Annotated in this window: 17 protein-coding genes and 1 pseudogene; 10 read left to right on the top strand and 8 right to left on the bottom strand. The window is 62.2% G+C overall.

The features are described from left to right. Positions 1-27 precede the first annotated feature (27 nt). The 4 genes from ACX80E_RS04035 to ACX80E_RS04020 form a co-directional block, all read right to left on the bottom strand. On the bottom strand, positions 28-1,248 hold the full coding sequence (locus ACX80E_RS04035) for an ABC transporter permease (protein ID WP_459300618.1): 1,221 nt from the start codon (positions 1,246-1,248) through the stop codon (positions 28-30). Beyond that, positions 1,245-2,126, bottom strand: coding sequence for an ABC transporter ATP-binding protein (locus ACX80E_RS04030; protein ID WP_459300617.1), 882 nt, complete (start codon positions 2,124-2,126; stop codon positions 1,245-1,247). The genes ACX80E_RS04035 and ACX80E_RS04030 overlap by 4 nt, the downstream gene beginning before the upstream one ends. A 119-nt stretch (positions 2,127-2,245) precedes the next feature. Beyond that, on the bottom strand, positions 2,246-2,947 hold the full coding sequence (locus ACX80E_RS04025) for a response regulator (RefSeq protein ID WP_459300616.1): 702 nt from the start codon (positions 2,945-2,947) through the stop codon (positions 2,246-2,248). Then, positions 2,944-4,365, bottom strand: a complete 1,422-nt coding sequence (locus ACX80E_RS04020) for a sensor histidine kinase (protein ID WP_459300615.1) — start codon at positions 4,363-4,365, stop codon at positions 2,944-2,946. The genes ACX80E_RS04025 and ACX80E_RS04020 overlap by 4 nt, the downstream gene beginning before the upstream one ends. Before the next feature lie 130 nt (positions 4,366-4,495). Here ACX80E_RS04020 and ACX80E_RS04015 point away from each other — a divergent pair, with 130 nt between their 5' ends. Then, on the top strand, positions 4,496-6,178 hold the full coding sequence (locus tag ACX80E_RS04015) for an ABC-F family ATP-binding cassette domain-containing protein (protein ID WP_459300614.1): 1,683 nt from the start codon (positions 4,496-4,498) through the stop codon (positions 6,176-6,178). A gap of 92 nt (positions 6,179-6,270) precedes the next feature. Here ACX80E_RS04015 and ACX80E_RS04010 read toward each other — a convergent pair whose 3' ends face one another. Continuing rightward, positions 6,271-7,458: a TIGR03364 family FAD-dependent oxidoreductase gene (locus tag ACX80E_RS04010; RefSeq protein ID WP_459300613.1), complete on the bottom strand. Its 1,188-nt coding sequence runs from the start codon at positions 7,456-7,458 to the stop codon at positions 6,271-6,273. 166 nt (positions 7,459-7,624) lie between these two features. Between ACX80E_RS04010 and ACX80E_RS04005 the strand changes: the two genes are divergently transcribed. The 3 genes from ACX80E_RS04005 (at position 7,625) to ACX80E_RS03995 (ending at position 10,380) form a co-directional block, all read left to right on the top strand. Next, the gene (locus ACX80E_RS04005) at positions 7,625-8,377 is read left to right on the top strand and encodes a GntR family transcriptional regulator (protein WP_459300612.1); all 753 of its coding nucleotides are present in this window, start codon (positions 7,625-7,627) and stop codon (positions 8,375-8,377) included. Between the two features lie 12 nt (positions 8,378-8,389). Then, positions 8,390-9,082, top strand: a complete 693-nt coding sequence (locus tag ACX80E_RS04000) for a phosphonatase-like hydrolase (protein WP_459300611.1) — start codon at positions 8,390-8,392, stop codon at positions 9,080-9,082. 71 nt (positions 9,083-9,153) lie between these two features. Next, positions 9,154-10,380, top strand: a complete 1,227-nt coding sequence (locus tag ACX80E_RS03995) for an MFS transporter (RefSeq protein ID WP_459300610.1) — start codon at positions 9,154-9,156, stop codon at positions 10,378-10,380. 51 nt (positions 10,381-10,431) lie between these two features. Here the strand turns inward: ACX80E_RS03995 and ACX80E_RS03990 are convergent. After that, positions 10,432-10,794, bottom strand: a pseudogene (locus ACX80E_RS03990) (phosphatase PAP2 family protein); the annotation flags it as partial. Positions 10,795-11,226: 432 nt separating this feature from the next. Here ACX80E_RS03990 and ACX80E_RS03985 point away from each other — a divergent pair. The 5 genes from ACX80E_RS03985 to ACX80E_RS03965 are packed head-to-tail and all read left to right on the top strand — an operon-like array spanning position 11,227 to position 16,404. Then, complete coding sequence (locus ACX80E_RS03985) at positions 11,227-12,174, top strand: ABC transporter ATP-binding protein (protein ID WP_459300609.1); 948 nt, start codon at positions 11,227-11,229, stop codon at positions 12,172-12,174. Between the two features lie 2 nt (positions 12,175-12,176). After that, on the top strand, positions 12,177-13,055 hold the full coding sequence (locus tag ACX80E_RS03980; protein ID WP_459300608.1) for an ABC transporter permease: 879 nt from the start codon (positions 12,177-12,179) through the stop codon (positions 13,053-13,055). Between the two features lie 48 nt (positions 13,056-13,103). Then, positions 13,104-14,387, top strand: coding sequence for a sensor histidine kinase (locus ACX80E_RS03975; RefSeq protein ID WP_459300607.1), 1,284 nt, complete (start codon positions 13,104-13,106; stop codon positions 14,385-14,387). Then, a complete protein-coding gene (locus tag ACX80E_RS03970; RefSeq protein WP_459300606.1) occupies positions 14,384-15,094 on the top strand; it encodes a response regulator in 711 nt (236 codons plus the stop codon). Before ACX80E_RS03975 ends, ACX80E_RS03970 begins: the two co-directional genes overlap by 4 nt. A 23-nt stretch (positions 15,095-15,117) precedes the next feature. Continuing rightward, a complete protein-coding gene (locus tag ACX80E_RS03965; RefSeq protein WP_459300605.1) occupies positions 15,118-16,404 on the top strand; it encodes a M18 family aminopeptidase in 1,287 nt (428 codons plus the stop codon). Between the two features lie 5 nt (positions 16,405-16,409). Here ACX80E_RS03965 and ACX80E_RS03960 read toward each other — a convergent pair whose 3' ends face one another. Then, complete coding sequence (locus tag ACX80E_RS03960; RefSeq protein ID WP_459300604.1) at positions 16,410-17,060, bottom strand: DUF1345 domain-containing protein; 651 nt, start codon at positions 17,058-17,060, stop codon at positions 16,410-16,412. A 615-nt stretch (positions 17,061-17,675) separates the two neighbouring features. Between ACX80E_RS03960 and ACX80E_RS03955 the strand changes: the two genes are divergently transcribed. Then, positions 17,676-20,054: a zinc ribbon domain-containing protein gene (locus tag ACX80E_RS03955; RefSeq protein WP_459300603.1), complete on the top strand. Its 2,379-nt coding sequence runs from the start codon at positions 17,676-17,678 to the stop codon at positions 20,052-20,054. Between the two features lie 91 nt (positions 20,055-20,145). Here the strand turns inward: ACX80E_RS03955 and ACX80E_RS03950 are convergent, their stop codons facing one another. After that, positions 20,146-23,778, bottom strand: coding sequence for a TM0106 family RecB-like putative nuclease (locus ACX80E_RS03950; protein WP_459300602.1), 3,633 nt, complete (start codon positions 23,776-23,778; stop codon positions 20,146-20,148). Between the last annotated feature and the right edge of the window lie 34 nt (positions 23,779-23,812).

Below are 23,812 nucleotides of genomic sequence, written 5' to 3'. Positions count from 1 at the left end.
ATGCGGGGTGGGGAAAACCCCACCCCGCTAATCCTCGAGCTTGAGTGCCTTGCGCCAGGAGAGGGCACCGCCGGTTTGCATGATGGCCCGCCGGTAGATGCGCTCGCCAAGCAACACCATGGCCCACGCCGCAGCCACCGCCACGGCCAATGCAGCGATTGGTTCCCAGAGTTGCACGTCGGTGCTCAGCAACCGGATGGGCATGGCCACGGAGGAAATGACTGGAACATATGAGGCGATCACCAGAAAACTGTCCTTGGCGTAAATACCAATAAACAACACGGCTATGAGCACAGTAACCACAGGCCCGGTGGACTGTTGCAGGTCCTCCACACGGGATGCCATGGCGCCCAAGGCCGCCCACACGGCCGCAAGGATGAGGAAACCGGCAAGGAAGAATGCCAAGAACCATCCGGAAGTTCCAATGACCACCGAGAGGAACGGAATCGTCGTGGGCATCAACGTCAAGGCAAGCAGGCCGATGCCAACAAACAAGCAGAGCTGACCCATGGCCAGTGTCAGGTTCCCCAGAATCTTGCCCGCCAAGAGTTGCCGGATGGGAATGGCCGTGGCCAAGATTTCCACCACGCGGTTCTGCTTTTCCTCCACCACCGAGTTGGCGATGGGCATGCCGAAGATCAGCGTGGACATGTAGAAGAGAAACGAAAAGATGAAACCCATAACCTGGGCCATCGAGTTGCGTTCCTGACTGCCCTCGAGCAGGACAGTTGAAATGCTCGAACCTGCCGTAAGTGTTGCCGGATCAACGCCAAGCTTTTCGGCGTTGACGCCCAGTGCGTGGCTGGCCGCGGCATCGGAAATTAGCTGTTCCACTGATTGCGGAACGTCGCTCAGCCCGGTGAGACTGTAGCCGTCAGCTGTGGGAACCAGCACCAGGTCAACGTCGCCCGAGCGGAGTGCCGTCATGGCCTGACTGTTGACAGGAAACGATACTGTCGCCAAGTTGATCTTCTGCGAGTTCTCAGCGGCAAGCTCGCTGGCTGAGTCAACGAGCGCGCCAGTGCTGCCGCCCGCAACAATGCCAATCGAGGTGTCGGTGGTCCTATTGGCCAGAAAACCTGAAACGACCACGGATCCCACTATCAGTGCCAACGTCACCAGCGTGGAAATGATGAAGGACTTATCGCGGGTCCTTACGGAAACTTCTCGCAACGTCACTATCAGCCACGGCGGTGACGGTGGTGAGGTCTTCTTTGCAGGTGGCGTGGCGTTTATGGTGCCGGTCATCGGACAGCTTCCCGGTAGATGGTGGCCAACGAGGGGCGCAGTGGCGCAAATTCGCTCACGTCACCACGTTCCAGGGCGAGGCGCAGCGTGCGTTGGGCCACGACGTCGTCGGCGAACTCGACCACAGCACGCGAACCAGCCACGTCAAGAACTTGCACGCCGGGTTGTTCACGCAACCACCCGGCGTCGGGCGGGACTACCACCACATGCTTGTACCTTGCCCGGGCACGCAACTGCTCAGCAGAGCCGGACGCCACAATTCTGCCGTCGGCCAGCACCACCAAGTGGTCGCAGAGCTGGTCCACAAGATCGAGCTGGTGGCTGGAGAACAGGATGGGAACCCCCATGGCGGCGCGTTCGGCAAGCATGGTGGCCATGGCGTCCACCGCCAGCGGGTCCAGCCCGGAAAACGGTTCATCGAGGATCAGCGCCACGGGGTGGTGCATCAAGGATGCGGCCACCTGCACGCGTTGTTGATTGCCCAGCGAGAGGGATTCGAGCTTGTCCTTGGTGCGGTCGCCAATGCCGAAGCGTTCCAAGAGATTCATGGCCTCGACCCGCGCATCGCCGCGTGTCATACCGTGCAGCTGACCCAAATACTGCAGCTGATCCAGGACCGGCTGCTTAGGATAGAGGCCGCGTTCTTCGGGCATGTACCCGAAGCGGGCCCGATCCTGGCCGGTGATCTCCGCCCCGTTAAAACGCACTGAACCGGCATGAGATTTCAGTACACCCATAATGATGCGCATGGTGGTGGTTTTGCCGGCCCCGTTGGCGCCGACGAACCCCGTCATGCCATCGGCCGGGACGGTGAACGAGACGCCCTCCAGCACCGTTCGGTCACCAAAGCGTCGAGTGAGGCTCTCTACTTCTAACACCAGCGGATATTCCTTCGATTGATGCAGCCCCGAACGGGGAAGGTCTTGCCTCCCAATCTATTGGAGGGCAGCGGCCCAACAGATCGGTCAGATGAATGAGATTTTCGCGCGGTGCCACATCAGCCCTCCGTCAAAGGGATGAGCCGGGCCCTGTGGGCGAAGATCACGGCCTGAACCCTGTCCCGCAGCCCTGCCTTGGCCAGGGCATTGGACAGATGCGTTTTGACTGTAGCCTCCGAGACTGAAAGCGTGGACGCAATTTCGGCATTGGACAGGCCCCGGGCAAGCTCCACGAGCACGTCACGTTCGCGCGCCGTCAGCGCATCAAGAACCAGCTGATCCTTGGGCGCAATCCACACGCGGGTCTCAGGCGGGATCCGGGAACCGGTCTGGAGGGCCCGTGCCGTGCCTCGGCGAATAATGCGCAGCGTTACTTCCGGGGAAAGCAGCGCCTGCCCGTCGGCAACGGCGTGAACGGCGTGAAGGAGGACTTCTGGTTCGGTGTTTTTGAGTAGGAAACCGCTGGCGCCCGCGTCGATGGCCGCGAAGAGGTAGTCATCACGGTCGAATGTTGTCAACACGATCACCTTGGCCGCACACGTGGCGGTTATTTGTCCCGTGGCAGCCACCCCGTCGAGAATCGGCATCTGGATGTCCATCAGGACGACGTCGGGATTCAGCGCCCTGGCGGCCGCGACCGCCAGGGCGCCGTTGGTGGCCGAGCCAACCACCTCGAGCGTGTCATCGGTCCCCAAGATCAGCTCCAGGGCGGAGCGGATCAGCGCCTGATCGTCACAGACGAGTACGCGGGTTCGGCTCATGTCAAGGTTTCCTCGGCCTCGGCCTCGGCCTCGGCCTCGGCCTCGGCGTTGGCGCCGGCGTGCTGTTGTGCTGTCCGTGGAATGCGGAGCCGGGCGCGGGTACGCCACCCGGTGGGGGAACGCGGGCCGATGTCCACCATTCCGTGGTGCAGCTCGGACCGTTCGCGGATGCCACGAAGTCCGAATCCGGTGCCGTGGCTTCCCTGACGGGGATTGCCGTCGTCCGTCACCTCGACCTCGACCCAGAACCCGTCACTGCTTTGGCCGCTGCGCAGCGAGAGCACAGCTTTGCGGGCGGTGGAGTGCTTGCGGACGTTGGCCAGAGATTCGGCAGCAATTCGATATACCGCCAAACTCAATCCCGCTGCCAATGTCTCCAGGAAGCCGGGCTCATGCTCCACCACAATCAAATCCACCGACACTCCCGCCCGGGCCGACTGCTGCACGAGCGCCGGAATGTCGGACAATGATGGCTCAGGCGCCCGCCCCGGCACGGTGCCGACGGAAGGCTGGTCAGCGTCCTCGTGGCGCAGCACCCGCAGCAGCGACCGGGTTTCCCCAACAGCCTGACGTGCCGATTCTTCGATGCTGTGCAAAATAGTTGCCGTCCGTGCCGGATCCCGGGGTTGAACCAGGCGGGCCGCGGCGGCCTGCACCCCGACAGCCGAGATGTGGTGCGCCACCACATCGTGGAGCTCCCGGGCAATGCGCAGACGCTCATCGATAACGGCGCGGCGGGCCAACTCGATGGATTGCTGGCGCAGCTGGTCCGACTGGGCCGCCACCAATTCATGCTGCCAGGCGCTTCGCCAGGACATGAGCCCCAAGAAGATGGCCCCGCCAAAGTAGAGCAGGTTCACCAGAAAGTTGTACCCGGCAAAAGCGAGAACAGGGTCAAGGAAACCCGGAGTTTCCGTGGCGGCGGGCAAGTCAAGGTCTGAGCCGTAGAAAAGCTTGGCGTTGGTGATCGAGACCACCAACCACAAGAACATGGCCAGAATAATCCCTGTCATGGCCATGTTCAGGGCGCGCCTGTCCCGCGCCCACGCGACGCCGGAGTAGAGGCCCACGAAGTAGGCGATTTGCGGGGCCAGCTGAACGGTGACTTGCGGCAGCCAGATGCCGAAGCCAACGAAGCAGGCGGACAGCAACAACATCGAACTGATGGGGAAGCGACGGCGCAAGGCCAAAGGGGCCGTCATGGCGCACATGGCCAGGTAGCTCATGGTGCGATCCGTGGCCTGTTCACCGTCTGAAAAGCTGAGAATCATCTCCATGCCCAGGATGGCCAACAGCATCAGCAGCAGCGTTGCCCACACGTCGCGGCGCAGCAGGGCGGAGTCCGGTTGCGGACGGTCCCAGTCCGACGGCGGGAAATTGCCGGGCAGGAAGCGTTCGCGCCATGCCAATAGTTTCATGTCCCCATCCTCACGCGGCTCACAGCGGGCCAGTCCCTTCACGAACCTACAGTATGCAAGAACGACGACGGGTCCGGCAGCCGCTGGCCCGTAGTTCTTGGGTTTTGCTCCTAGATGGGAGACTTGCTGGGTGGGACATATAGACGTTGCAAACATTGACTACTTCCTCTCCGACGGCCGGCAGCTGCTGAACGGGGTGAATTTCCGCGTCTCCGACGGCACCAAGACGGCCTTGATCGGCCCGAACGGCACAGGTAAAACGACCCTGCTGCGCATCATCTGCCAGGACATCAAGGCTGATGAGGGGGCCGTGTCCCGCTCGGGCAGCATGGGGGTCATGCGCCAGTTCGTGGGCCAGGTGCGCGACGACAGCACAGTGCGCGAGCTCCTGCTCTCTGTCGCCTCAGCCAACATTGCCGCCGCCGGCAAGGCCATTGATGAAGCCGAGCTGGCCATGATGGAGCGCGACGACGAGCCAAGCCAAATGGCGTACGCCCAAGCGATCGCCGACTGGGGCGACGTTGGCGGCTACGAAATGGAAACCACCTGGGACGAGGTCACCATGGCCGCGATGGGCGTGGACTTTTACACGGCCCAGTACCGCAAAGCCTCCTCCCTCAGTGGTGGCGAGCAGAAGCGCCTGGTGTTGGAAGCCTTGTTCTCCGGACCCGATGAGGTCCTGCTCCTGGATGAGCCCGATAACTACCTCGATGTTCCCGGCAAGCGCTGGCTGGAGGCGAAAATGGCGGCGTCGGAGAAGTCGGTGCTGTTCGTCAGCCACGACAGGGAACTGTTGGCCAACGCTGCGGACAGGATCGTCACGCTGGAGCCGGGCATCAATGGCGCCTCGAGCTGGACTCACGGCGGCGGCTTCGAGTCCTATGTGAAGGCCCGCGAGGACCGCAACGCCCGTTTTGAGGAGCTGCGAAAGCGGTGGGACGAGGAGCACATCAAGCTCAAGGAACTCGTCATCATGTACAAGACCAAGGCCGCATTCCGCTCCGACATGGCCAACAGGTACCAGGCCGCGCAGAGCCGCCTGGCGCAATTTTTGGAAAAGGGCCCGCCGGAAGCCCTGCCCATCGAGCAGAACGTGAAGATGCGGCTCAAGGGCGGACGCACGGCCAAGCGGGCCGTTGTGGCCGCCAAGCTTGAACTCACGGGGCTGATGAAGCCGTTCAGCACTGAGATCTGGTTTGGTGACAGGGTAGGGGTCCTTGGCTCCAACGGGTCAGGAAAATCGCACTTCCTGCGGCTTTTGGCGGCGGGCGGCTCGGACCCGGACAAGGAACACGAGCCCGTGTCCGACGTCGAGATTGCCCATGTCCCGCACGAAGGGTCGGTGAAGTTGGGCGCCCGCATTCGGCCAGGCTTCTTCGCCCAGACCCATGCCCGCCCGGACCTTTTGGGCAGGAGCCTGCTGGACATTTTGCACCGTGGGGATGAGCACCGCTCAGGGTTGGGGCGAGAAGCAGCAGCCGGCGCCCTGGACCGCTACGGCCTGGCGTCCAGCTCCGAGCAGAAATACGATTCCCTCTCGGGTGGGCAGCAGGCGCGGTTCCAAATTCTGTTGTTGGAGCTTTCCGGCGCCACATTGTTGTTACTTGATGAGCCAACAGACAACCTTGACCTGCACTCCGCGGAGGCGCTGGAAAAGGCCATCGACTCCTTCGAGGGAACAGTTCTGGCCGTTACCCACGACCGCTGGTTTGCCCGTTCCTTTGACAGGTTCCTGGTGTTTGGCTCCGACGGCAAAGTGTACGAATCCGACGAACCCGTCTGGGATGAAAAGCGGGTCGAGCGCGCCCGTTAACCCCTCCTCGAACTGACCCGCAGAAAACGCCGAAAATCACGGGAAAACCGTGAATTTTCGGCGTTTTCTGCGGGTCAGTTCGAATTGGGGCGTTAGAACTGGCTGAACGTCTTCTTGGCCAGGCCAAAGGAGATGGTCATGCCGATTCCGGAGGTGACCGAGACCGCCGTGACGTTCGGTGCAACGTCCTTGATCAGGAAACTCTGCTGCGGGCTCGAGGCGTAGATTCCCTGCCAGCGTTGGAGAACCTGGAAGTCCCCCGCACCAAGGAGCTGGCTGGCTGCGTTCAGCAAGGTGTCCTGGGTTTGTTCAATCAGGAAGGGATCCTGGGTGGTCTCCGTGTGGTGACTGTCGCCAATCAGCAGCGTGCCGTCGGGGCGCTGGGTCAGCATTACATTGGCGTCAATGGCCAACAGCTCGGGGTTGCTGGCGGCCAGTTCCTTCTTAAGCTCCGCGGCTGCAGCCGTTTCAGCGAACGCCGGGTAGCGCAGCATGGAGGTCCCCGTGAGGACGGCGCGCCTGATGGTCAGCGGTGCGCTTGGGCGCACTAGCGCCATCTGCAAGGAACAGCGGTTCACCTTAAAGGGTTCGGCAATTTCCGGGTGGACGTAGTCAAGATCGTGGCCAACGCAGACGATGACCCGCGACGCCGTGAGTGTGCCGCGGGAGGTGCGCACGGTGACGTCGGAAAGGTGGGAGGTGCCGGCGTCGAACGCGGCACTCGGAACAGAACCTTGCGAATCAGTGCCGAAGTACGAGGTGCGCCACGAGATGGTGACGTTGGGCTGCTTTGCCAGCCAGGCGGCCAGCTTGGCAACCGCCTCACGGGGATCTACCCGGATGTCATCACGGATCAGGGCGCCGGCCAGAATTGCCGGATCGCCACTGCCGGAGAGCTCCTGGCGGACCTGCGCGGCATTGATCAGCTGCACCTGGTCGGAGCCGCGCGTGGCGGCAAGCTCCTCCAGGACGGCAAGCTCCGCACTGCTGCGGGCCACGCCCAGACCGCCGGACTCCACGGAGAAGAAGCCCGCAAGCTCGCTGTGGCGCAACCAGCCTTCGCGGGCCACCGTGGCGAGCTCGCGCAGTTCACCGGTCTGGGCGCCCACGCAGCAGTGCCCAAAGTTACGGATGGAGGCGCCGACCGCCCGGGCGTCCCGGTCAATGATGTGCACACTTAAACCGCGGGCAACAGCCTCGGCGGCGTGTGCCAGCCCGGTGATGCCGGCCCCCACAATCAAGACGTCTGTGGGCTGCAGGTGAGTTTTGGATTGGTTCATGACAACGACTGTGCCGTGGAGTAATCAGCTAAATCAAGTGGAAATGGCACTTGTATGGACAAGTTCTTTAACGGTTCATTTTGCTCCCCAAGTGTTTGCCACTTGTTCAATGAGTGCGCCGGATTTTTAGCGGTTTTTAGCCATTTTCCGCTTGTACACTCAACGTATGAAAATGGCCATGCACGAACAGCTTCGAGACGAATTTAGGCACCGGATTGACTCCGGGAGCTGGCCCGAGGGCGCTCCCTTGCCGTCCGAAGCTGTGCTGTGCCAGGAGTTTGGCGCGTCCCGCGGACCTATCCGCCAAGCATTGGCGGCGCTTCGCTCCGACGGCGCCATTTCCGGCGGGCGTGGTAAGCCTCCCGTGGTGCGCCGGGCGGTGATTTCCCAGTCAGTGGAGACGTTCCTGTCCTTCACCGAATGGGCCGAGTCCATGGGCAAGGTGCCGGGCCAGCAGACACAGGAGATCACCCGCCGGCCGGCCGGGCCCATTGTGGCCGCGCAACTGGGGTTGCAGGGCGGCGATCCCGTGGTGAGTCTCTTGCGGTTGCGCTTGCTCGACGGCGAAGCTGCCATGGTTGAACGCTCACACTTTGTGCCATCTGCTGGGCGGGCGCTCTTTGATTTTGACACCGACTCCGGCTCAACGTTCAGGTATCTTTTGCGCGCCGGTGTGGACCTGCACAGCGCCAGACACACCATCGATGCGGTGGCAGCTGACACTGTGGACGCCGATCTATTGGGCGTTGCCGTGGGAGCGCCGCTCCTGCGTGAACGGCGTGTGACGTTTTCCAGTGACGGTGACCCGCTGGAGTACGCCGATGACAGGTACCGGCCAGAACTTGCCAACTTCATGATCAACAACACCTTGCACGGCCGGACCCCCGTGGCCCGCGTCCAAAGCACCACCACTTCCTAAGGAAAGAACACCATGATTGAACTTGCCGTCTTTGATATGGCCGGAACCACTGTGGATGACCACGGCATCGTCTATGTTGCGCTGCAGGACGCCGTGGAGGAAGCCGGGGCTCGGGTGGCCGCAGCTGCGCTGCAGGAATGGATGGGGGCCGATAAGGTCAGTGCCATCACCGCATTGCTGGAGCTCGGCGGCCAGGAGGCCACCGAACAGCGGGTTGCCGCGGCGTTTGTCCGATTCCGTGAAATCCTGGCCGAACGCTACGCAGCAACACCGCCGGTGGCCTTGCCCGGCGCCGCGGCAGCCATTGCCACGCTGCGTGGGCGGGGCATCAAAGTTGCCCTGACCACCGGCTTTGACGACGACGTTGCCTACCCCTTGCTGGAATCGTTGGGCTGGACGGTGGGTGCCGACGCTGGCTCCACGGTCGATGCTGTTGTCACCACAACCGAGGTGGCTGCCGGACGCCCTGCCCCGTACATGATTCACCGCGCCATGGAGAAAACCGGGGTGCTCAATGTCCGCAACGTGTTGGCTGCCGGTGACACAGTGGTGGATGTGCAGGCCGGGCGCAATGCCGGGGGCATCTCGGTGGGCGTCCTGACGGGAAAATTGAGCCGGGCAGAACTTGCCGCCCATTCGCACGACTACATTCTCACCGGCGTGGTGGAAGTGCCCGAACTCGCCGAGACTCAGCTTCCTGCCTGAACAGTCGGGCCGGCGACACTAGAGTGGTTCTAAGGAATTTTGCCGCCCATCGTTAGAAGCGTAACTCCACCATGAACCAGCAAGCGGTCCGTTCCGCGGCTATTGCCACCTTTGCCATATTTGCCATCAATGGCTTTGTGTTTGCCAGTTGGGCAGCACGCATCCCGGCCGTGACCCGCATCCTGGGCCTCACGGCCGGTGAAATGGGCCTGCTGTTGCTCACCATTGCCGCCGGTTCTGTGGTGGCGCTGCCCCTGGCCGGATCTGTTGTGGCTCGGATAGGTACGGCGAGCACCGTGCGGACCGGCGGGTTCACCTCGGCCTTTGGCGGGTTGATTGTGGCGTTGGCTTTGGGCCAAGGTTCGGTTACTTTCACCGCCGTTGGGCTGGTCTTCTTCGGTGTGGGCATTGGCTTGTGGGATGTGGCCCAAAACATTGAGGGCGCTGGTGTGGAACGCCATCTGGGCAAGACGGTCATGCCCCAGTTCCATGCCGGGTTTAGCGGTGGGGCACTCATTGGCGCGCTGGTTGGTGCGGGGTTGTCAGCCATCAACGTCAGCATGTCCTTGCACCTCGCTGCCATTGTGGTCTTGGTCAGCACCGCGATGCTGCTGGTGCCGCGCTATTTCCTGCCGGAAACCGCCGCCAGCGCAGCTGCGCTTGTGAGTACCTCGGGGCTGGAGCCCAAGGATCCCATGAAACCAGTGGTCAGGGGGCGCAGCGCGTGGACGGAAAAACGCACACTGCTGGTGGGTCTGGTGGTCTTGGGTGCCGCGCTGACAGAAGGTGCCGCGAACGACTGGATCGCCAAGGCCACAGTGGACGGGCTCGGCGCCACGGAAGCCGGCGGGGCCATCATGTTTGCCGTTTTTGTTGCCTCCATGACCTTGTTCCGTTTCTTCGGCGGCCGGTTCATTGACAGCTACGGCCGGGTGCTTGTCCTGTACTTGAGCCTTGGCGCAGCCCTTGCCGGTCTGGTCACCTTTGTGCTGGCGCCGAACATGCTGGTGGCGGGGGTGGGTGCGGTGTTCTGGGGTGCCGGTGCGGCCATGGGCTTTCCCATGGGCATGTCGGCGGCTGCCGATGATCCGGCCCGTGCTGCGGCCAGAGTCTCGGTGGTGTCAACCATTGGCTACGTGGCTTTCCTGGCCGGGCCGCCCCTGCTTGGCTTCCTCGGTGACCACGTCACCATCCGTTGGGCCCTGCTGGCCATTGGGGTGGCCATCGTGGCCTCCATCCTCACGGCGCCGGCAGCCAAACCGTTGGCCGAGTCGGAGTTTGAGCCGGCCAGTCACTAACGTCGCAAAAACATTCCCCTCAAGGCATTCATGGTTGAGCGTTGACCACAACAAAAGGGTGACGCCCACACCCAGCAACACCCCAGCAACGGTGTCCGATGCCCAGTGCGCGCCAAGGTAGGTGCGGCTGTACATCATGGCCACGCTCAGGATGGCGCCACTGATCCACATCCACAGTCGTCCCAGCACGACGGCGGTTGTCACCGTGGCTGCGACGGTGCCACTTACATGCCCCGAAGGGTATGAACCCGAATCAACTTGCACCAGGCGGCCCTCCGGCCGGGGCCGGGCCACCAGAAACTTGATCAAGTGGGTGAGGACCAACGCGCCCAGATTGGCGCCAGCGGTAAAAAACGCCAGGCGGCGGTGGCGGTTCAAGAGCACCAGAAAAAGGACCGTGCAATAGATGACCATCCCGGCGTTGCCAACAAAGTTCAGGACCAGGTTCGCGGAGGTGAGCCACGGGGTCCGCGAGTCCAGCATGAGCCGGTACCAGCCGCCGTCGAGCGTTTGAAAGGGTGGGTGGTTGCCGGAGACAACGAGCACCACCGCCCCGGCGAGTAGGACCATCAGTGCCGGCACGGAGGCCCACAGCAGACGGCCGCGGGGCCAATCCGCGGGCCGCGGGCCGCGGATTGCCTGAGATTGAGTGGGCATCTGGCTATTCTATTGTGCTGGCACGGAGCCGGGTGCCGGGCGCGGCATCATCCTCAGGGACGACCCTGAATAGACCCCGATTCATCCCTGAGGTAGAGGAATACTGGCCTGTGGTTGCGTACGGTGGTAAGTAGTAGATTCGCAAACCACGCACGATCCGTTCTGAGACCATCCAAAGGGGATGTCCATATGATTGAGGCAGTAAATCTTGCCAAGCACTACGGTGCCAAGACAGCTGTTGGCGGGGTCACCTTCACCGTCAAACCCGGCATTGTCACAGGTTTCCTGGGCCCGAACGGGGCAGGCAAGTCCACCACCATGCGCATGATCGTCGGTTTGGACAAGCCTTCGGCCGGCACGGCCACCGTGAACGGCAAACGCTACGCCGACCACCACGACCCCCTGCACCAGGTGGGTGCGCTGCTCGATGCCAAGGCCGTACACACCTCCCGCAGTGCCTACAACCACCTGCTGGCCATGGCAGCCACCCACAACATCCCCACCAGCCGCGTCAATGAGGTCATCGACATGACCGGGCTGGCTGCCGTCGCCAAGAAGAAGGCCGGCGGTTTCTCCCTCGGCATGGGGCAGCGACTGGGCATTGCCTCGGCACTGTTGGGCGATCCCCAAACGCTGATCCTGGATGAGCCGGTGAACGGTTTGGATCCCGAAGGTGTGCTGTGGGTGCGCAATTTGGCCAAGCATTTGGCCAGCCAGGGCAAAACAGTGTTCCTGTCCTCGCACTTGATGAGTGAAATGGCGCAGACGGCGGATCACCTGATTGTGATTGGCCGTGGCCAGATCATTGCAGATGCCCCCATCGCCGAGATTTTGGCTGGCAGTCAACAGGCAAAAGTGCTTGTCCGCACCGCGGAGGTCACCCGGCTGAGCCAGCTGTTGGGCGGCAACGGCGTCAAGGTTGAGTGCCACGAGAATGAGACCCTAGAGGTTTCCGGCCTGGATGCCCGCCAAGTTGCCGCCGTTGCCATGGATAACAGGGTGCTGGTTTATGAACTGACGCCGCTGACAAATTCCCTCGAGGAGGCGTATTTCAGCCTCACCAAGGATGCAGTGGAGTACCACTCGCAAGAATTTACCGACAATGCGCCGGCCATGGCCGCTGTGAAGGGACGCTAAAGATGAGTACGACGACGATTTCCGCACCCCAGCGGGCGGCTGGCAGCTCACTGAACTTTGCCGGAGTGTTGCGCAGCGAATGGATCAAGTTCCGTTCGTTGACGTCCACCCGCCTCCTGTTGATCTTTACATTTGTGGCGGTTGTGGGTGTTGCAGCCATTGTGGCCTGGGTTCAGGCCATGATGCTTGAAGGTGTCATGCAGAGCACCACCGGCGCACCCGGGGCACCCGCGGTCTCCTTGGCTGAAGCCCAGCAGATGATGGGCTTCTACCTTTACGCCATTCCCAATGCTGGCCTACCAATCGGGGTGTTGATCCTTGGTGCACTGTCGGTCCTGCTGATCTCCTCCGAGTTCGGCACGGGCATGATCCGCTCCACCATGACAGCAGTGCCCAAGCGGTTGCCGGCGTTCTTTGCCAAGGCAGTTGTCCTCGTGGTTGTTTCCTACCTCCTGACCCTGGTTGCCGCTACTGCCTCGACTTTGGTGGCCATGCCGATCTTCAACGCCTATGGCCTTGAGGTGAACTTTGGCACCGAAGGCGTCCTCCACTCGATCCTGATGGGCGGGCTCTATGTAGCAGGGGTATCCCTGATGGGGTTGTCCCTTGGCACCCTGCTTCGCAGCTCGGCCGGCGGCATCCTTGTCCTGATGGCGCTGCTGTTCCTGCTCGAGATGGGTGCCAGCTTGGCGAGTCTGGCGCCCGGGGAATTCTGGAAGCACATCGGCCAGTACATCCCCAGTGTTGCTGGCGGACGCATGTTGGAGATCCATGACAAGGAGGACTTCATCAGCCAGCTCTCCGGCGGCTTGATCTTCCTGGGCTGGATTGCTGTGATGATGATCCCGGCAACCATTGCCCTCAAAAAGCGTGACATCTAAGACACAGTCCTGAGCCCGAATACCATTTCGGGTCCGAGACTCACCCAGATGCGCACACACAGCCAGCCGGGGGCCGCGGAACGAACGGCCGGGGCCCCCGCCGAATTACCTTCCGCAGAGCGGCGGGCCGAGGAGTTTACGGCCCGCCGCCGTGGCAGGCTGCGCACCTACTTGTACAGCCACCCCCGCATCATGGATGTGGTGGTGGTTCTGTCGTACCTGCTGGCCGGGTCCGGGATCTTCCTCAGCTCCCGCGCCGGCGTGAATGTGACCTCCAGCCTTGTCATAGTGTTGGCCTCGGCCACGGTGCTCATGTTCCGCCGCGACAAACCACTGGCCGTGCTGGGGATACTCTCCGTCTTTGAATTGCTCAACATTGCCATGGTGCCCAATTCCGGCAACATTGGCATCAGCGTCTGGTTTGCCTTGTACGCCGTGGCAGTCGCGTACCGCCCGTTGCTGAGCTTCACATTTGCTGTGGTGTCGGCGATTCCCTTGAGCCTGTACACCCTGTTTATCTACCAATATCCCAGCGAATACCTTGTGGCGGATGGACCCACGGCGGCTCAAACAACAGTAATTTCGGCCATCATGTTGCCACTGGCGAACATTATTGCCACAGGGATTGGCGCCTCGGTCCGCAGCGGACGCAAACACGAGGCGGAACTGCGCCTGTGGGCAGTTCGCAACGCCGAGCTGGCCTCCGTTGCCGAGCGCAACAGGATTGCCCGGGAAATGCATGACGTGGTGGCGCATTCGCTCACAGTCATGGTGGCACTTTCCGACGGCGCCGCCGTGGTGGTCAAGCGTGATCCTGCCGAGGCGGGGGAGGTGCTGAGCCAGCTGTCCCAGACGGGGCGCACAGCCCTGAACGACATGCGGCGGGTTTTGGGCGTTTTACGCGCCGACGGCGGGGCCCACCGTTCACCGCAGCCGGACCACACGGATATGGGCGCCCTGATTGAGGGCTTCCGGCAGGCGGGTCTGCCGCTGCGGCTCACCCAATCGGGACCGCCGCTGCCAGCAGACCCGTCCCTGGAGCTGACTGTGTACAGAATTGTGCAGGAATCACTGACCAACGTGCTCCGCTACGGAACAGGTGTTTCCCGGGTCACTGTCACCATCGAAAATAACCTGGCCGACGGGGAACTTTCCGTGCGGATCAGCGACAACGGGCACGGAACCATGAATGCCTCCATGGGCACCGGCCGTGGCATCGTGGGAATGCGTGAGCGTGCGGGGATTTATGCCGGCACTGTCCAAGCAGGGCCGGCACCACAAGGCGGCTGGTTGGTTGAGGCAACTTTGCACCCGAGCGAGAGTGCGTCATGACAGAGGCTTTAGGGGAGAGCACAGTGGATGTAGATGCAATAAGGGTCCTGCTGGTGGATGACCAACCACTGTTGCGGATGGGCTTCCGGTTGATCCTTGAGGGTGAAACGGATCTGCACGTTGTGGGCGAGGCTTCCAACGGCATTGAAGCCGTTGCCGCCGTGGACCGTCTGGCCCCCGATGTGGTGCTGATGGATGTCCGCATGCCACTCATGGACGGCATTGAGGCGACAGGGCAGATCAGTGTCTCCGCCTCGGCGGCCAGGGTCATTATCTTGACCACCTTTGATTTGGACGAGTACGCCTTTGCCGGCCTGCAGGCCGGTGCCAGCGCATTCCTGCTCAAGGATGTGGCGCCACAGGAATTGGTCCAGGCGGTGCGGTTGGTGGCCAGTGGCGATGCCGTGGTGGCGCCGCGTGTCACTCAACGGTTGTTGGAGAACTTTGTGCGCAACCGGCCACCCCGCGCGGCGCATCAACCCGACCCGCTGCTGGAGGACCTCACCCCGCGGGAGTTGGAAGTGGCCCAATGCATTGCGCAAGGGCTCTCCAACGCCGAGATTGCGCACAGACTTTTCCTCTCCGAGGCCACTGTGAAGACGCATGTGCGGCGGATCCTGACCAAATTGCATCTCCGTGACCGCGTCCAGGTGGTTGTGTACGCCTATGAAACAGGCATGGTCGTCCCCAGCAATCCCGACTACTAACAGCTTCATGGTTGAATCAAGCTATGACTTTCGTTGAGCACATCCTGGACCTTCGCGACTTCATTGAGGCGTCGCCGTCGAGCTTTCACGCGGCGCATGAGGCTGGGCGCAGGCTGGAGACAGCGGGCTTTACCCGGCTCGCGGAGGAGGCGCACTGGCCCACGCACGGTAAGTTCTTTGTGATCCGCGACGGCGCCATCATCGCCTGGGTGGCGCCGGAAGACGCCACCGCCACCACCGGCTTCAACATTCTGGGGGCGCACACGGATTCGCCGTCGTTCAAGCTCAAACCGAAGCCCACCACCGGCCGCTTTGGCGCCCTGCAGGCGGGGGTAGAGGTCTATGGTGGTCCGTTGCTGAACTCCTGGCTGGACCGGGAACTCCAATTTGCCGGCCGTTTGGTGGACCGCGACGGCACCGAAACGCTGGTGGCGACAGGGCCCTTGCTGCGCTTCCCGCAACTGGCCATCCACCTGGACCGTGCCAGCAATGACGGGCTCAAGCTCGACAAACAACAGCACATGAACCCGGTTTGGGGGCAGGGGGACCCCGCCGACGACGATCTGCTGGGCCTGCTGGCGAGCCGGGCCGGCGTGGCCGCCAGCACGATTGGCGGCTATGACATTATGGTGGCCGATACCCAGCCGGGCCAGATCTTCGGTGCTAACGACGAGTTCTTTGCGGCAGGGCGGATGGACAATCTGACCTCGGTGCACGCTGGACTGGTGGCACTCATTGCCAGCACGGCGGTGCCGGTGGTGGCCGGTGCGCGGTCCGTGATCCCCGTCCTGGCCGCCTTTGACCATGAGGAGATCGGCTCAGCATCGCGCTCCGGTGCGTGCGGACCGATCCTGGAAGACATCTTGACCCGGGTCTCGGATGGTCTGGGCGCGGGCGTGAGTGAACGGTGCCGCGCCTTCGCCAACTCCTTGTGCATCTCGGCCGACGCCGGCCACGCCGTCCACCCGAACTATGGTGAGCGGCACGATCCGGTGAACCTTCCTGTTCTCAACGGTGGCCCGCTGTTGAAAATCAATGCCAACCAGCGCTACGCCACTGATGCTGTGGGCGCCGCGATCTGGGCGAACCTGTGCGCCAGCGCTGGCGCGCCGTACCAGGAGTTTGTTTCCAACAACGGAGTGCCTTGCGGTTCCACGATTGGGCCGTTGACGGCCACGCGGCTGGGTATTCGGACCCTCGACGTGGGGACGCCGCTGCTTTCGATGCATTCGGCCCGGGAGTTGTGCGGCGTGGCCGATCCCTACTACTTGGCCCGGATCACGCAGACCTTCTTCGGCGCTGCCGTCTAGGAACGCTAGGCGGCGAGGCTGACCACCAGGTTGATGGTGGTGGCCAGAATGCCGGTGCCAAACACAAAGGCCAGCAGGCTGTGCCGCAACGCCGCCGACCGCATGGGCCTACTGGTGATGTTTGTATCGGAGACTTGGTAGGTCATGCCCACGCTGAACGCCATGTACGCAATGTCAGTGTACTGGGGCGGCTCCGCTTGGTTGAAGGAGATGCCGCCGGGCTCCCCGCCATAGTAAATCTCGGCATACCGCAGGGTAAACAAGGTGTGGACGATCAGCCACGACATGGCCGTGCTGCTCATGGCCAACAGGGCCAGCAGCCACCGTCCGGCTCCTGCCACGTCCGTGCTGCCCACAATGACCAGCACGACGGCGGCCAGGGAGCCTAACGCTGCTAACAAAATTAGCAGATCCGAGGTGCGCAGCCCAGGGTCCTCCTCCACAGCATGCGCAGCCGTTCGCTGGGCGTCCATGGGGGCAATCGTGAGCCAGACCGAGGCGTTGTAAATGAGTGCCGCGACAGTCCAACCCACTGCCGGGGCGTAAATCCACGCACCCAAGAGGCCCGTTATCGCTGTGGCGAAGGCACCAAAAACGATCATGCTGAGGATACGAAGTTGCCGGTGCCGTCGGCGCCTGGAGGTCAAGTGGTCCATGCTGTGATCATGCCATGCTGGTCGGTTTCTCGTCTGGGGACGCGCGTGGAATCCCTGGTGCTCCTGGACTCATTTCAGGGCGTACGGTGGGCGTGCGCCATGAGCAGAGATCATCGTTTTGACTCCGTGAGCGCCCTTATCTGGTGGTGAACGCGGCGATTCGTCGGGCCCGCCCTGTCATGGCGACCCACTGCCGCGGCGTCCCCGCCACCAGCATCACCCTGCGCTGCCAAAACGCCAGCGGCCACGGACGTTTCCCACGTCGACGAATGTCCCAGCTTTTGGTTAGACTTCTGAGTGATTCCATTAAATAGTAATTACATCAATTTGAAATAGAAATTGGGGGGGATTCGAGTGACGCAGTCACCTAACGAATCAAATCTTGAACAGGGGTCGTCAGCGCCGCCGGAGCCGGGCCTCGTGCCCGCACCTGCTGTATCCGACGTGCCTGCTGTGCCCGCACCTGCTGTGCCAGGTATGACCGTGCCAGACCTGCCCGGCGTGCCGCCCGCACCGCCCGCACCGCCCGCACCGCCAGCGGCCCAGCCGGTGGCTCAGGCTGGAGGATTGCGATTGCCGGCAAGCATGAAGCCGGCTTCGTGGTGGACCGGCGCAGTGGCTGGAGTAGGAGCCTACTTTGCCGTATTGATCGTCTCTCTCGTGGTGTCCTTGCTGGCCGTCATTGGAATGGCAACCGGCGGATCAGGCAGTTCCGTGGCTGTCCCGGACAACCCCTTCATTTCTGATGGGCAGCTTCCCTCGCCTTGGACCGTGTTGTTCCAGCTGGCCGCGCAACTTCCGGCCATGGGCATGATTGGTAGCTTGGGTGGCAGGATCGACGCTGATCTGGGTGCGTTCGGTGCAATCAATATGAGCGTGGGGATCATCGCGCTACCGCTGCTCATTACCGCGGCTGCGATCGCAGCATTGGTCATCGCCGGACGTTTAGCAGAAAAGCGGTTGCCGTCGACCACTACGGCTGATCGCGTCATGCAATCAGTGGTCTCTGGCGCGGCCTTCTCGCTGTTCCTGAATGTGGTGGCAACAGCTGCGTCTTTGCGTATTCCGGTCATGGAGGACGTTGTTCTTGGCTTCAATGCAGTAGATTTCTCATCCATTGCCGTTTCGGCGCTGGTCGGTGCAGTTGCCAGTTTTGCCGGGCGCAGCTCGGTTGCCGTTCCGAGCGCCGGTAAGAAGGGGTTCGTCGTCTCGCTGGTGCGCGACGCCGGGCTGACGTTGACGCTCCACGCTGGCATCATTCTTGTTGTTGCCATTCCGGCCGCCATCATTGTGATGGGTGTGGAGAATGGCTGGGCGGCGTCGCTCTCGGCTCCGCTGTGGGCCCCCACTGCGGGTCTACTGCTTTTGGGCCTTGGACACTTTGCCGCCTTTGGCACGGCTACAGCTGCCGGAATGGGTAGCGCCGGGATGGGCAAGAGTACTTTTGGATACGGAATGGGCGGATCGCTGGCTGATTTTGGATTCCCTGCCTGGGCCGGTTGGCTCCTAGTATTGCTGGTCCTCGTTGCCACAGTAGCGGCCGCCACGTACTGGTATTTGCGTCGTGGTGCCAAGAACCCCACGAGCATCTCGGGATGGGTGGCGCTACCGGCTGCGTTCTTGGTCTTCGGTGCCCTTGTTTTGTGGCTCACTAGCATCCACGCCTCCTTTAGCATGAGCCAAGGTGCCGGTGGCGCCAGCATGGGCCTGGCATGGTGGACGCCGTTCCTGATGGTTCTGTGGGGTGCTGCCATGGAGGTGGCTTCGCGCTACCTCGCGCCCGCAATTGCGCCTTTGCTCCCCACCGCTCTTGTGGCGAGGGTGCAGAAGTCACCGTCAATCCTGTCCAAGCCGTTGGCGGGAGCGGCCGGTAGTTCCCCCGTGGAACAGCACCAGACGCAGCCGCAACAATTCGAAACTGGCGCCGCCGCCCGGCCTGGTGCCCCCGTATTGATCGAGCGCACGCCCTTGTCGAAGAAACAAAAGCGGAACCTGATCATTGCCGGCGGCGCTGTTGCCCTGGTTGCCGTTTTGGTTGGCGGTGGCGCCATTGCCGTCAATACAGTTCGTGGAGCCAACGGCCCGGACAAAGTCATTGATGCGTACCTCCAAGCCTTGGTTAGTGGCGACGCCGAACGGGCCCTGGAAATTTCTGACCCCAGTATTCCCAATGCCCAGCGGGTCCTGTTGACCAATGAAATCTACGGCAAGGCCACCAAACGTCCGGATGGTTTCACAATTCTGAAAACCACTATGGGCGAGGAACAGGCCAACGTACAGGTGGAACTCCGCCAGAACGGTGAGAAAGTCGAGACCAACTACGTGCTGGTCAAGAGCGATCCTTCGCTGCTGGATGATCACTGGAAGCTGAAGGAAACGAAGCCGGGCACGGTGACAATCTCCAGTAGTTCCTCGCTTTCCTCAGTCTTGGTCAACGGATTCGAGGTCTCCCTAGCGGGGCTGGCGGAGAGTGCTAGCTCCTCCTACTCCTCGTACCAGCTGCCGGCGTTCCCCGGAAACTACGATTTGGACCTGCCGTCCTCATCGAAGTATCTCTCTGCCGAGCCGGCCGCAGCGGTCGTTTCTATTCATCCGGGTAACTCTCACCGCTCAGTAGAGTTGGCGCTTGATACCAATGACGCTTTTGACAAGGCTGTTGGGGAGAAGGTGAGTGCACTGCTAGCAAAGTGCTCTGAGCAAAAGACGCTCGAGCCTGTAGATTGCCCGTTCTCAACCTACGAGTACTCGGACACTCGCAATGTGTCGTGGAAAACGACAACGGAACCGGTTATTGAAACCTACCCGGATATGGATGGCGGCTGGCGATTGCGCACTTCAACTACCGGCAAGGCCACGGCATCTTTTGAAAGGGACACCTCCTATGGCAGCGACTCACCGAAATGGGAAAAGAAAACCTACGACTCTCAGATCTATGTCAGTGGCACAGCGACAGTTGATAAGGATGAGCTTTCTGTGGAGTTTTCAGAGTACTAACCACGTGCTGTGAACCTTAGATGACCATAGCGTAAGGAAACGGGCGGAGTCGGTGAGAACCGGCGTCGCCCGTTTCCATCTAGTGAAGGGGTCATGGTCCGGTCGTGCATAATCCAATGAAGGCGCCCAGCTCCGCCATGCCGGCTGGTTTTGACGGCATGAAGTTGCTCAGTTCCGGTGAGCGGATGATGACGGCCCGCCACTGACCGCGGGAAACAGCCACGTTGATGCGGTTCCTGTTCAGCAAGAACTCCATGCCACGAGGGGCACCCGTGGGATCCGCGCAGGCCATGGTCACCAGCACGACGGGCGCCTCCTGGCCCTGGAACTTGTCCACGGTGCCCACTTTGACGCCCGTGAGTCCGGCGTTGTCCAAGGCGCCACGGACCAGATGGACCTGTGCGTTGTAGGCGGCAACCACCAGGATGTCCGCCTGCGCCAGCGGACGCGGTGTTTCGTCTTCCCCTGCGGTCCACGGCAAGCCGATATGAGCCTTGGCCTGCGCCACCACCTCGGCTGCTTCCTCGGGTGAGGACTGCTTGTTGTCCTTGCCGTTCTCCGGAGACTGCGCCACGAGGATTGTTTCCACTCCGGGCGCCCTGCCCTCGAGATGGCGCAATGACGCAACCGGGGCCGAGAGCAGCTTGCCGTCATAGCTCAGCCGGGACACAGCAGCACACAAATCAGGGTGCATGCGCCATGAATCGGCTAAAAAGTAGCCTAGCTCCGCGGGCAGTGTGGCGTGGCCGGCCGACAGCCATTCCAGCGCTGATTCATCCACGGGTGCCGGGTGCGAGCCCTGGGTGACTTGGGGGAGCTGCTGCGGGTCGCCCAGCAGCAATAGGCGTTTGGCGGATTGCGCCACGGCCAGCGTGTTGGCCAGCGAGTACTGCCCGGCCTCATCGATCACCAGCAGGTCCAAGGCCCCGGCGGGCACATTGGCGCCCGTCATGGTCCAGGCCGTGCCGCCAATCAGCGCACCGTCCGACGAGTTCAGGAGCTTAGCAAATTGCTTGTCGTCGGTGACCTTCCACGGCACCTCGTGAGGTGCTGAGAGCTTCTTGCCCACCCGCTCCGGGTCCACGCCGGCCTTCTCGATGGCCGCGCGCAGCATGTTCTCCACCACCGCGTGCGACTGGCCCACCACGCCGATCTTCCATTTGTGATCCTTGATCAACCGGGTGATGACATGGGAGCCCACATGGGTCTTGCCTGTCCCGGGCGGGCCCTGGACGGCCAAGTATGAGTGGTCCAAATCCTGCACGGCCTCGGTGATTGCTGTGATGTAGTCGTGCTGCTGTGGGCCGTGCCCGTCGCTGTGGACCAGGGCGGAGGGCAGGCTGGCGCCGCTGGTCAGCCGCGGCGCGGCCTTGCGCAAAATCTCGATGCCCGGATGCTTGGGCAGGTGCGGAAGATCGCTTCCAACGCTGTTTGCCAGCGTAGCCAGTGCCTCGCGGATGCTCGCGGTGCGAACGGGTTGATCCGGGGTCAGTGCAATGGGGACACTTCGATAGGGTGTCACCTTGGTGGTGGATTTTTCGGTCACCAGCAAGGTGGTCAGCTCAGGCGTTGACGGCTCGGAAATATCCTCGAGCACTGTGATATTGAACAGCCCTCCGCGGCGCAGGGCATCCCGGGGATTGTCGGATTCCTCGGCCATGCCGTCCGGCAACGGGGCGTCGTGCATGCCGAACCACGAGGATCCCGGGCGGAAGTCCGAGCCCTCGGTGGCGGTGCCGGTGATCTTGAGTGTGCGGATTTCGGTTCTGGCCCGGGGTTTGTCCTCTGGTTTTGCCCAGTCTTCAACCACATCGACGTGCTCGATGCGGAGCATGTTGCGTTCCTCGGCCCAGCCTTCGGGGCCCTTCTCCAGCCGGTCAAAGTGTCCCCACCAGAACTGCTTTTCTTCGCGCCGGTGGTAGCTGGCTGCTGCGGCGACGAGCTCGATGACGCTTTCGTCGTCGCTGAGCTGGTATCCCTTTTGCTTGCGCAGAGTGGCGACGAACTCGTTCAGTCTGGCTTCACCGGGTTCGGGTTCGTAGCTGCCCTTCTTTTCCGCAGGAAGCTTCAGCTTGCCGCTGCCCTCCGTCCAGGCTCCGACCTCAACGGCCGCCCCAATCTCAAACAGCCAGTTCCGCAGGTACAGGGTGGAGAGGCAGTCGTACTCGTTGTAGTCGCTGATGGACGCCAGAACCTTCCCGGCCTCCGCCGCCTGGGGAGTGTCTCCGGCCCGTCCGGCGTCGCGCGCTGCGCAGTAGTTGGCGTACGCAACAACGGAGGCGCCGGCGTCCGTCACCTCGCCCTCACGCCCGGCCGGCATGTAAAACGGTTCAAGCTTCTTAATGGAGTAGGAGGATTCGGAGATCCGCACCGACTGGCGCACGGTGTCCAACAGGTCAACGAGCAGGCCCCCGCGCAGCCAGTCATCCACAATGTCCTCACCCACGCCGTGGAACACCGAGAGGTTCCGTAGCGCTGACTTTTCATACGGGGCGTAATGGTAAACATGCATGTCCGGCCATATTTCCCGACGAGCCTCCACATAGGCGAGAAAAGCCACAAAAGCGGCACGTTCCTCGTCGCGGGAGTGAGCCCAGAACGGCTTGAACACCGGCGGGTTCCCGGAGTCAGCTAAGGGCGCCTCGATGGCACCGAAGAGATACTCGATGCCCCACTTTCCCCTCACGGGGTCCTGCCACAGCGGATCGCCCTCAAAGTCAAAGAAGATGTCGCCGTCGCTGGGAGTGGGCAACGTGCTGAGGCTGCTCCGCAACACCTTGTAACTGATCTCATGGGCGGCCTCGTCCTTGCTGGCAATGGCGGTGCCGTCCGCCACCTCCAGCCCCAGCTGCATCCGGGCCTGATCGCGCAGGCGCACCAGCGGGCCGGACCCGGGTGCGGGCATCTCCGCCAGCTTTTGGACGGTGGTGATGCCCTGCGCCATGAGCTTGCGGCGCTGGGAGCTGGTCACGCCATTGACCAGCAGCAGGTCCTGGTGTTCTTGAACTTGTCGCGCGCAGTAGTCGCACCGTCCGCAATAGCCCACGCCCTCCTGGAGCCAGGCAACGGGCTGAGGCTGGGCGCGGTGCTCCGCCGTCAATGCCAGGAAGTTGTCCCGACGTTCGCGGAACACGGGCAGCAGGTCGGGCATGGGGTGCTCGCTGTGGTCGCGATTGCCCAGCACCAGTGTGGCCACCGGAGCCACGGGAATCCCATAGCGCTGCAGCTGGTCCCCGTAGGCGGCAAGCTGCAGCAGCGCACTGACCTTAGCATGCCGGGCCAGCTTGGTGTCGTGGACTGCGTAAGTGCCGTCGGGTTGTTTCATGAGGAAGTCAGCAAAGCCCACCAGGGAGCCGTCAAAGAAGGTGGCCTGGAAAACCACGTCCGCCCCGGTCCGCAGCGCCTGAAGGGTTTCCTCGCGTTTGGCTTCAAGATCCGCCCAGCTGAGTGTGCCGCGGGCAACGGACTTCACGCCCCTGCCCGTGGCCGGGTTCCAATCACCGAATTCTGCCTTGTACTCGTCAAGGATTTTGTGCTCAAAGGCGTCGCCGAGCTTGGCGGCACGCTCCAGCATGGCGTCCTTGGCGAAGTCGGGCTTGTCCGTGCGGCCCAGTTTTTCATCCAGGATCCGCAAGGTTCTGTACTGGCATTCGCTGGCCGTCACCAGATCCGACGCCGAGAAGATCAGCCGGGAGCCGCCCTCGGGGGAATCAAGTAAAAACATGTCAGTACCTTCCGTACAAGTTGCGTGCTGCACC

This window comes from Arthrobacter sp. TMN-49 (genome assembly GCF_054511095.1).
Note: the sequence above shows the minus strand (reverse complement) of the source record. Positions and strands in the feature narration are given on the sequence as shown.

Bases quoted from the DNA above. Each gene is read 5' to 3' on its own strand.
- ACX80E_RS04035 (WP_459300618.1), bottom strand. From the start codon at position 1,248: ATGACCGGCACCATAAACGCCACGCCACCTGCAAAGAAGACCTCACCA.
- ACX80E_RS04025 (WP_459300616.1), bottom strand. From the start codon at position 2,947: ATGAGCCGAACCCGCGTACTCGTCTGTGACGATCAGGCGCTGATCCGC.
- ACX80E_RS04020 (WP_459300615.1), bottom strand. From the start codon at position 4,365: ATGAAACTATTGGCATGGCGCGAACGCTTCCTGCCCGGCAATTTCCCG.
- ACX80E_RS04010 (WP_459300613.1), bottom strand. From the start codon at position 7,458: ATGAACCAATCCAAAACTCACCTGCAGCCCACAGACGTCTTGATTGTG.
- ACX80E_RS04005 (WP_459300612.1), top strand. From the start codon at position 7,625: ATGAAAATGGCCATGCACGAACAGCTTCGAGACGAATTTAGGCACCGG.
- ACX80E_RS04000 (WP_459300611.1), top strand. From the start codon at position 8,390: ATGATTGAACTTGCCGTCTTTGATATGGCCGGAACCACTGTGGATGAC.
- ACX80E_RS03995 (WP_459300610.1), top strand. From the start codon at position 9,154: ATGAACCAGCAAGCGGTCCGTTCCGCGGCTATTGCCACCTTTGCCATA.
- ACX80E_RS03985 (WP_459300609.1), top strand. From the start codon at position 11,227: ATGATTGAGGCAGTAAATCTTGCCAAGCACTACGGTGCCAAGACAGCT.
- ACX80E_RS03980 (WP_459300608.1), top strand. From the start codon at position 12,177: ATGAGTACGACGACGATTTCCGCACCCCAGCGGGCGGCTGGCAGCTCA.
- ACX80E_RS03975 (WP_459300607.1), top strand. From the start codon at position 13,104: ATGCGCACACACAGCCAGCCGGGGGCCGCGGAACGAACGGCCGGGGCC.
- ACX80E_RS03970 (WP_459300606.1), top strand. From the start codon at position 14,384: ATGACAGAGGCTTTAGGGGAGAGCACAGTGGATGTAGATGCAATAAGG.
- ACX80E_RS03965 (WP_459300605.1), top strand. From the start codon at position 15,118: ATGACTTTCGTTGAGCACATCCTGGACCTTCGCGACTTCATTGAGGCG.
- ACX80E_RS03960 (WP_459300604.1), bottom strand. From the start codon at position 17,060: ATGGACCACTTGACCTCCAGGCGCCGACGGCACCGGCAACTTCGTATC.
- ACX80E_RS03950 (WP_459300602.1), bottom strand. From the start codon at position 23,778: ATGTTTTTACTTGATTCCCCCGAGGGCGGCTCCCGGCTGATCTTCTCG.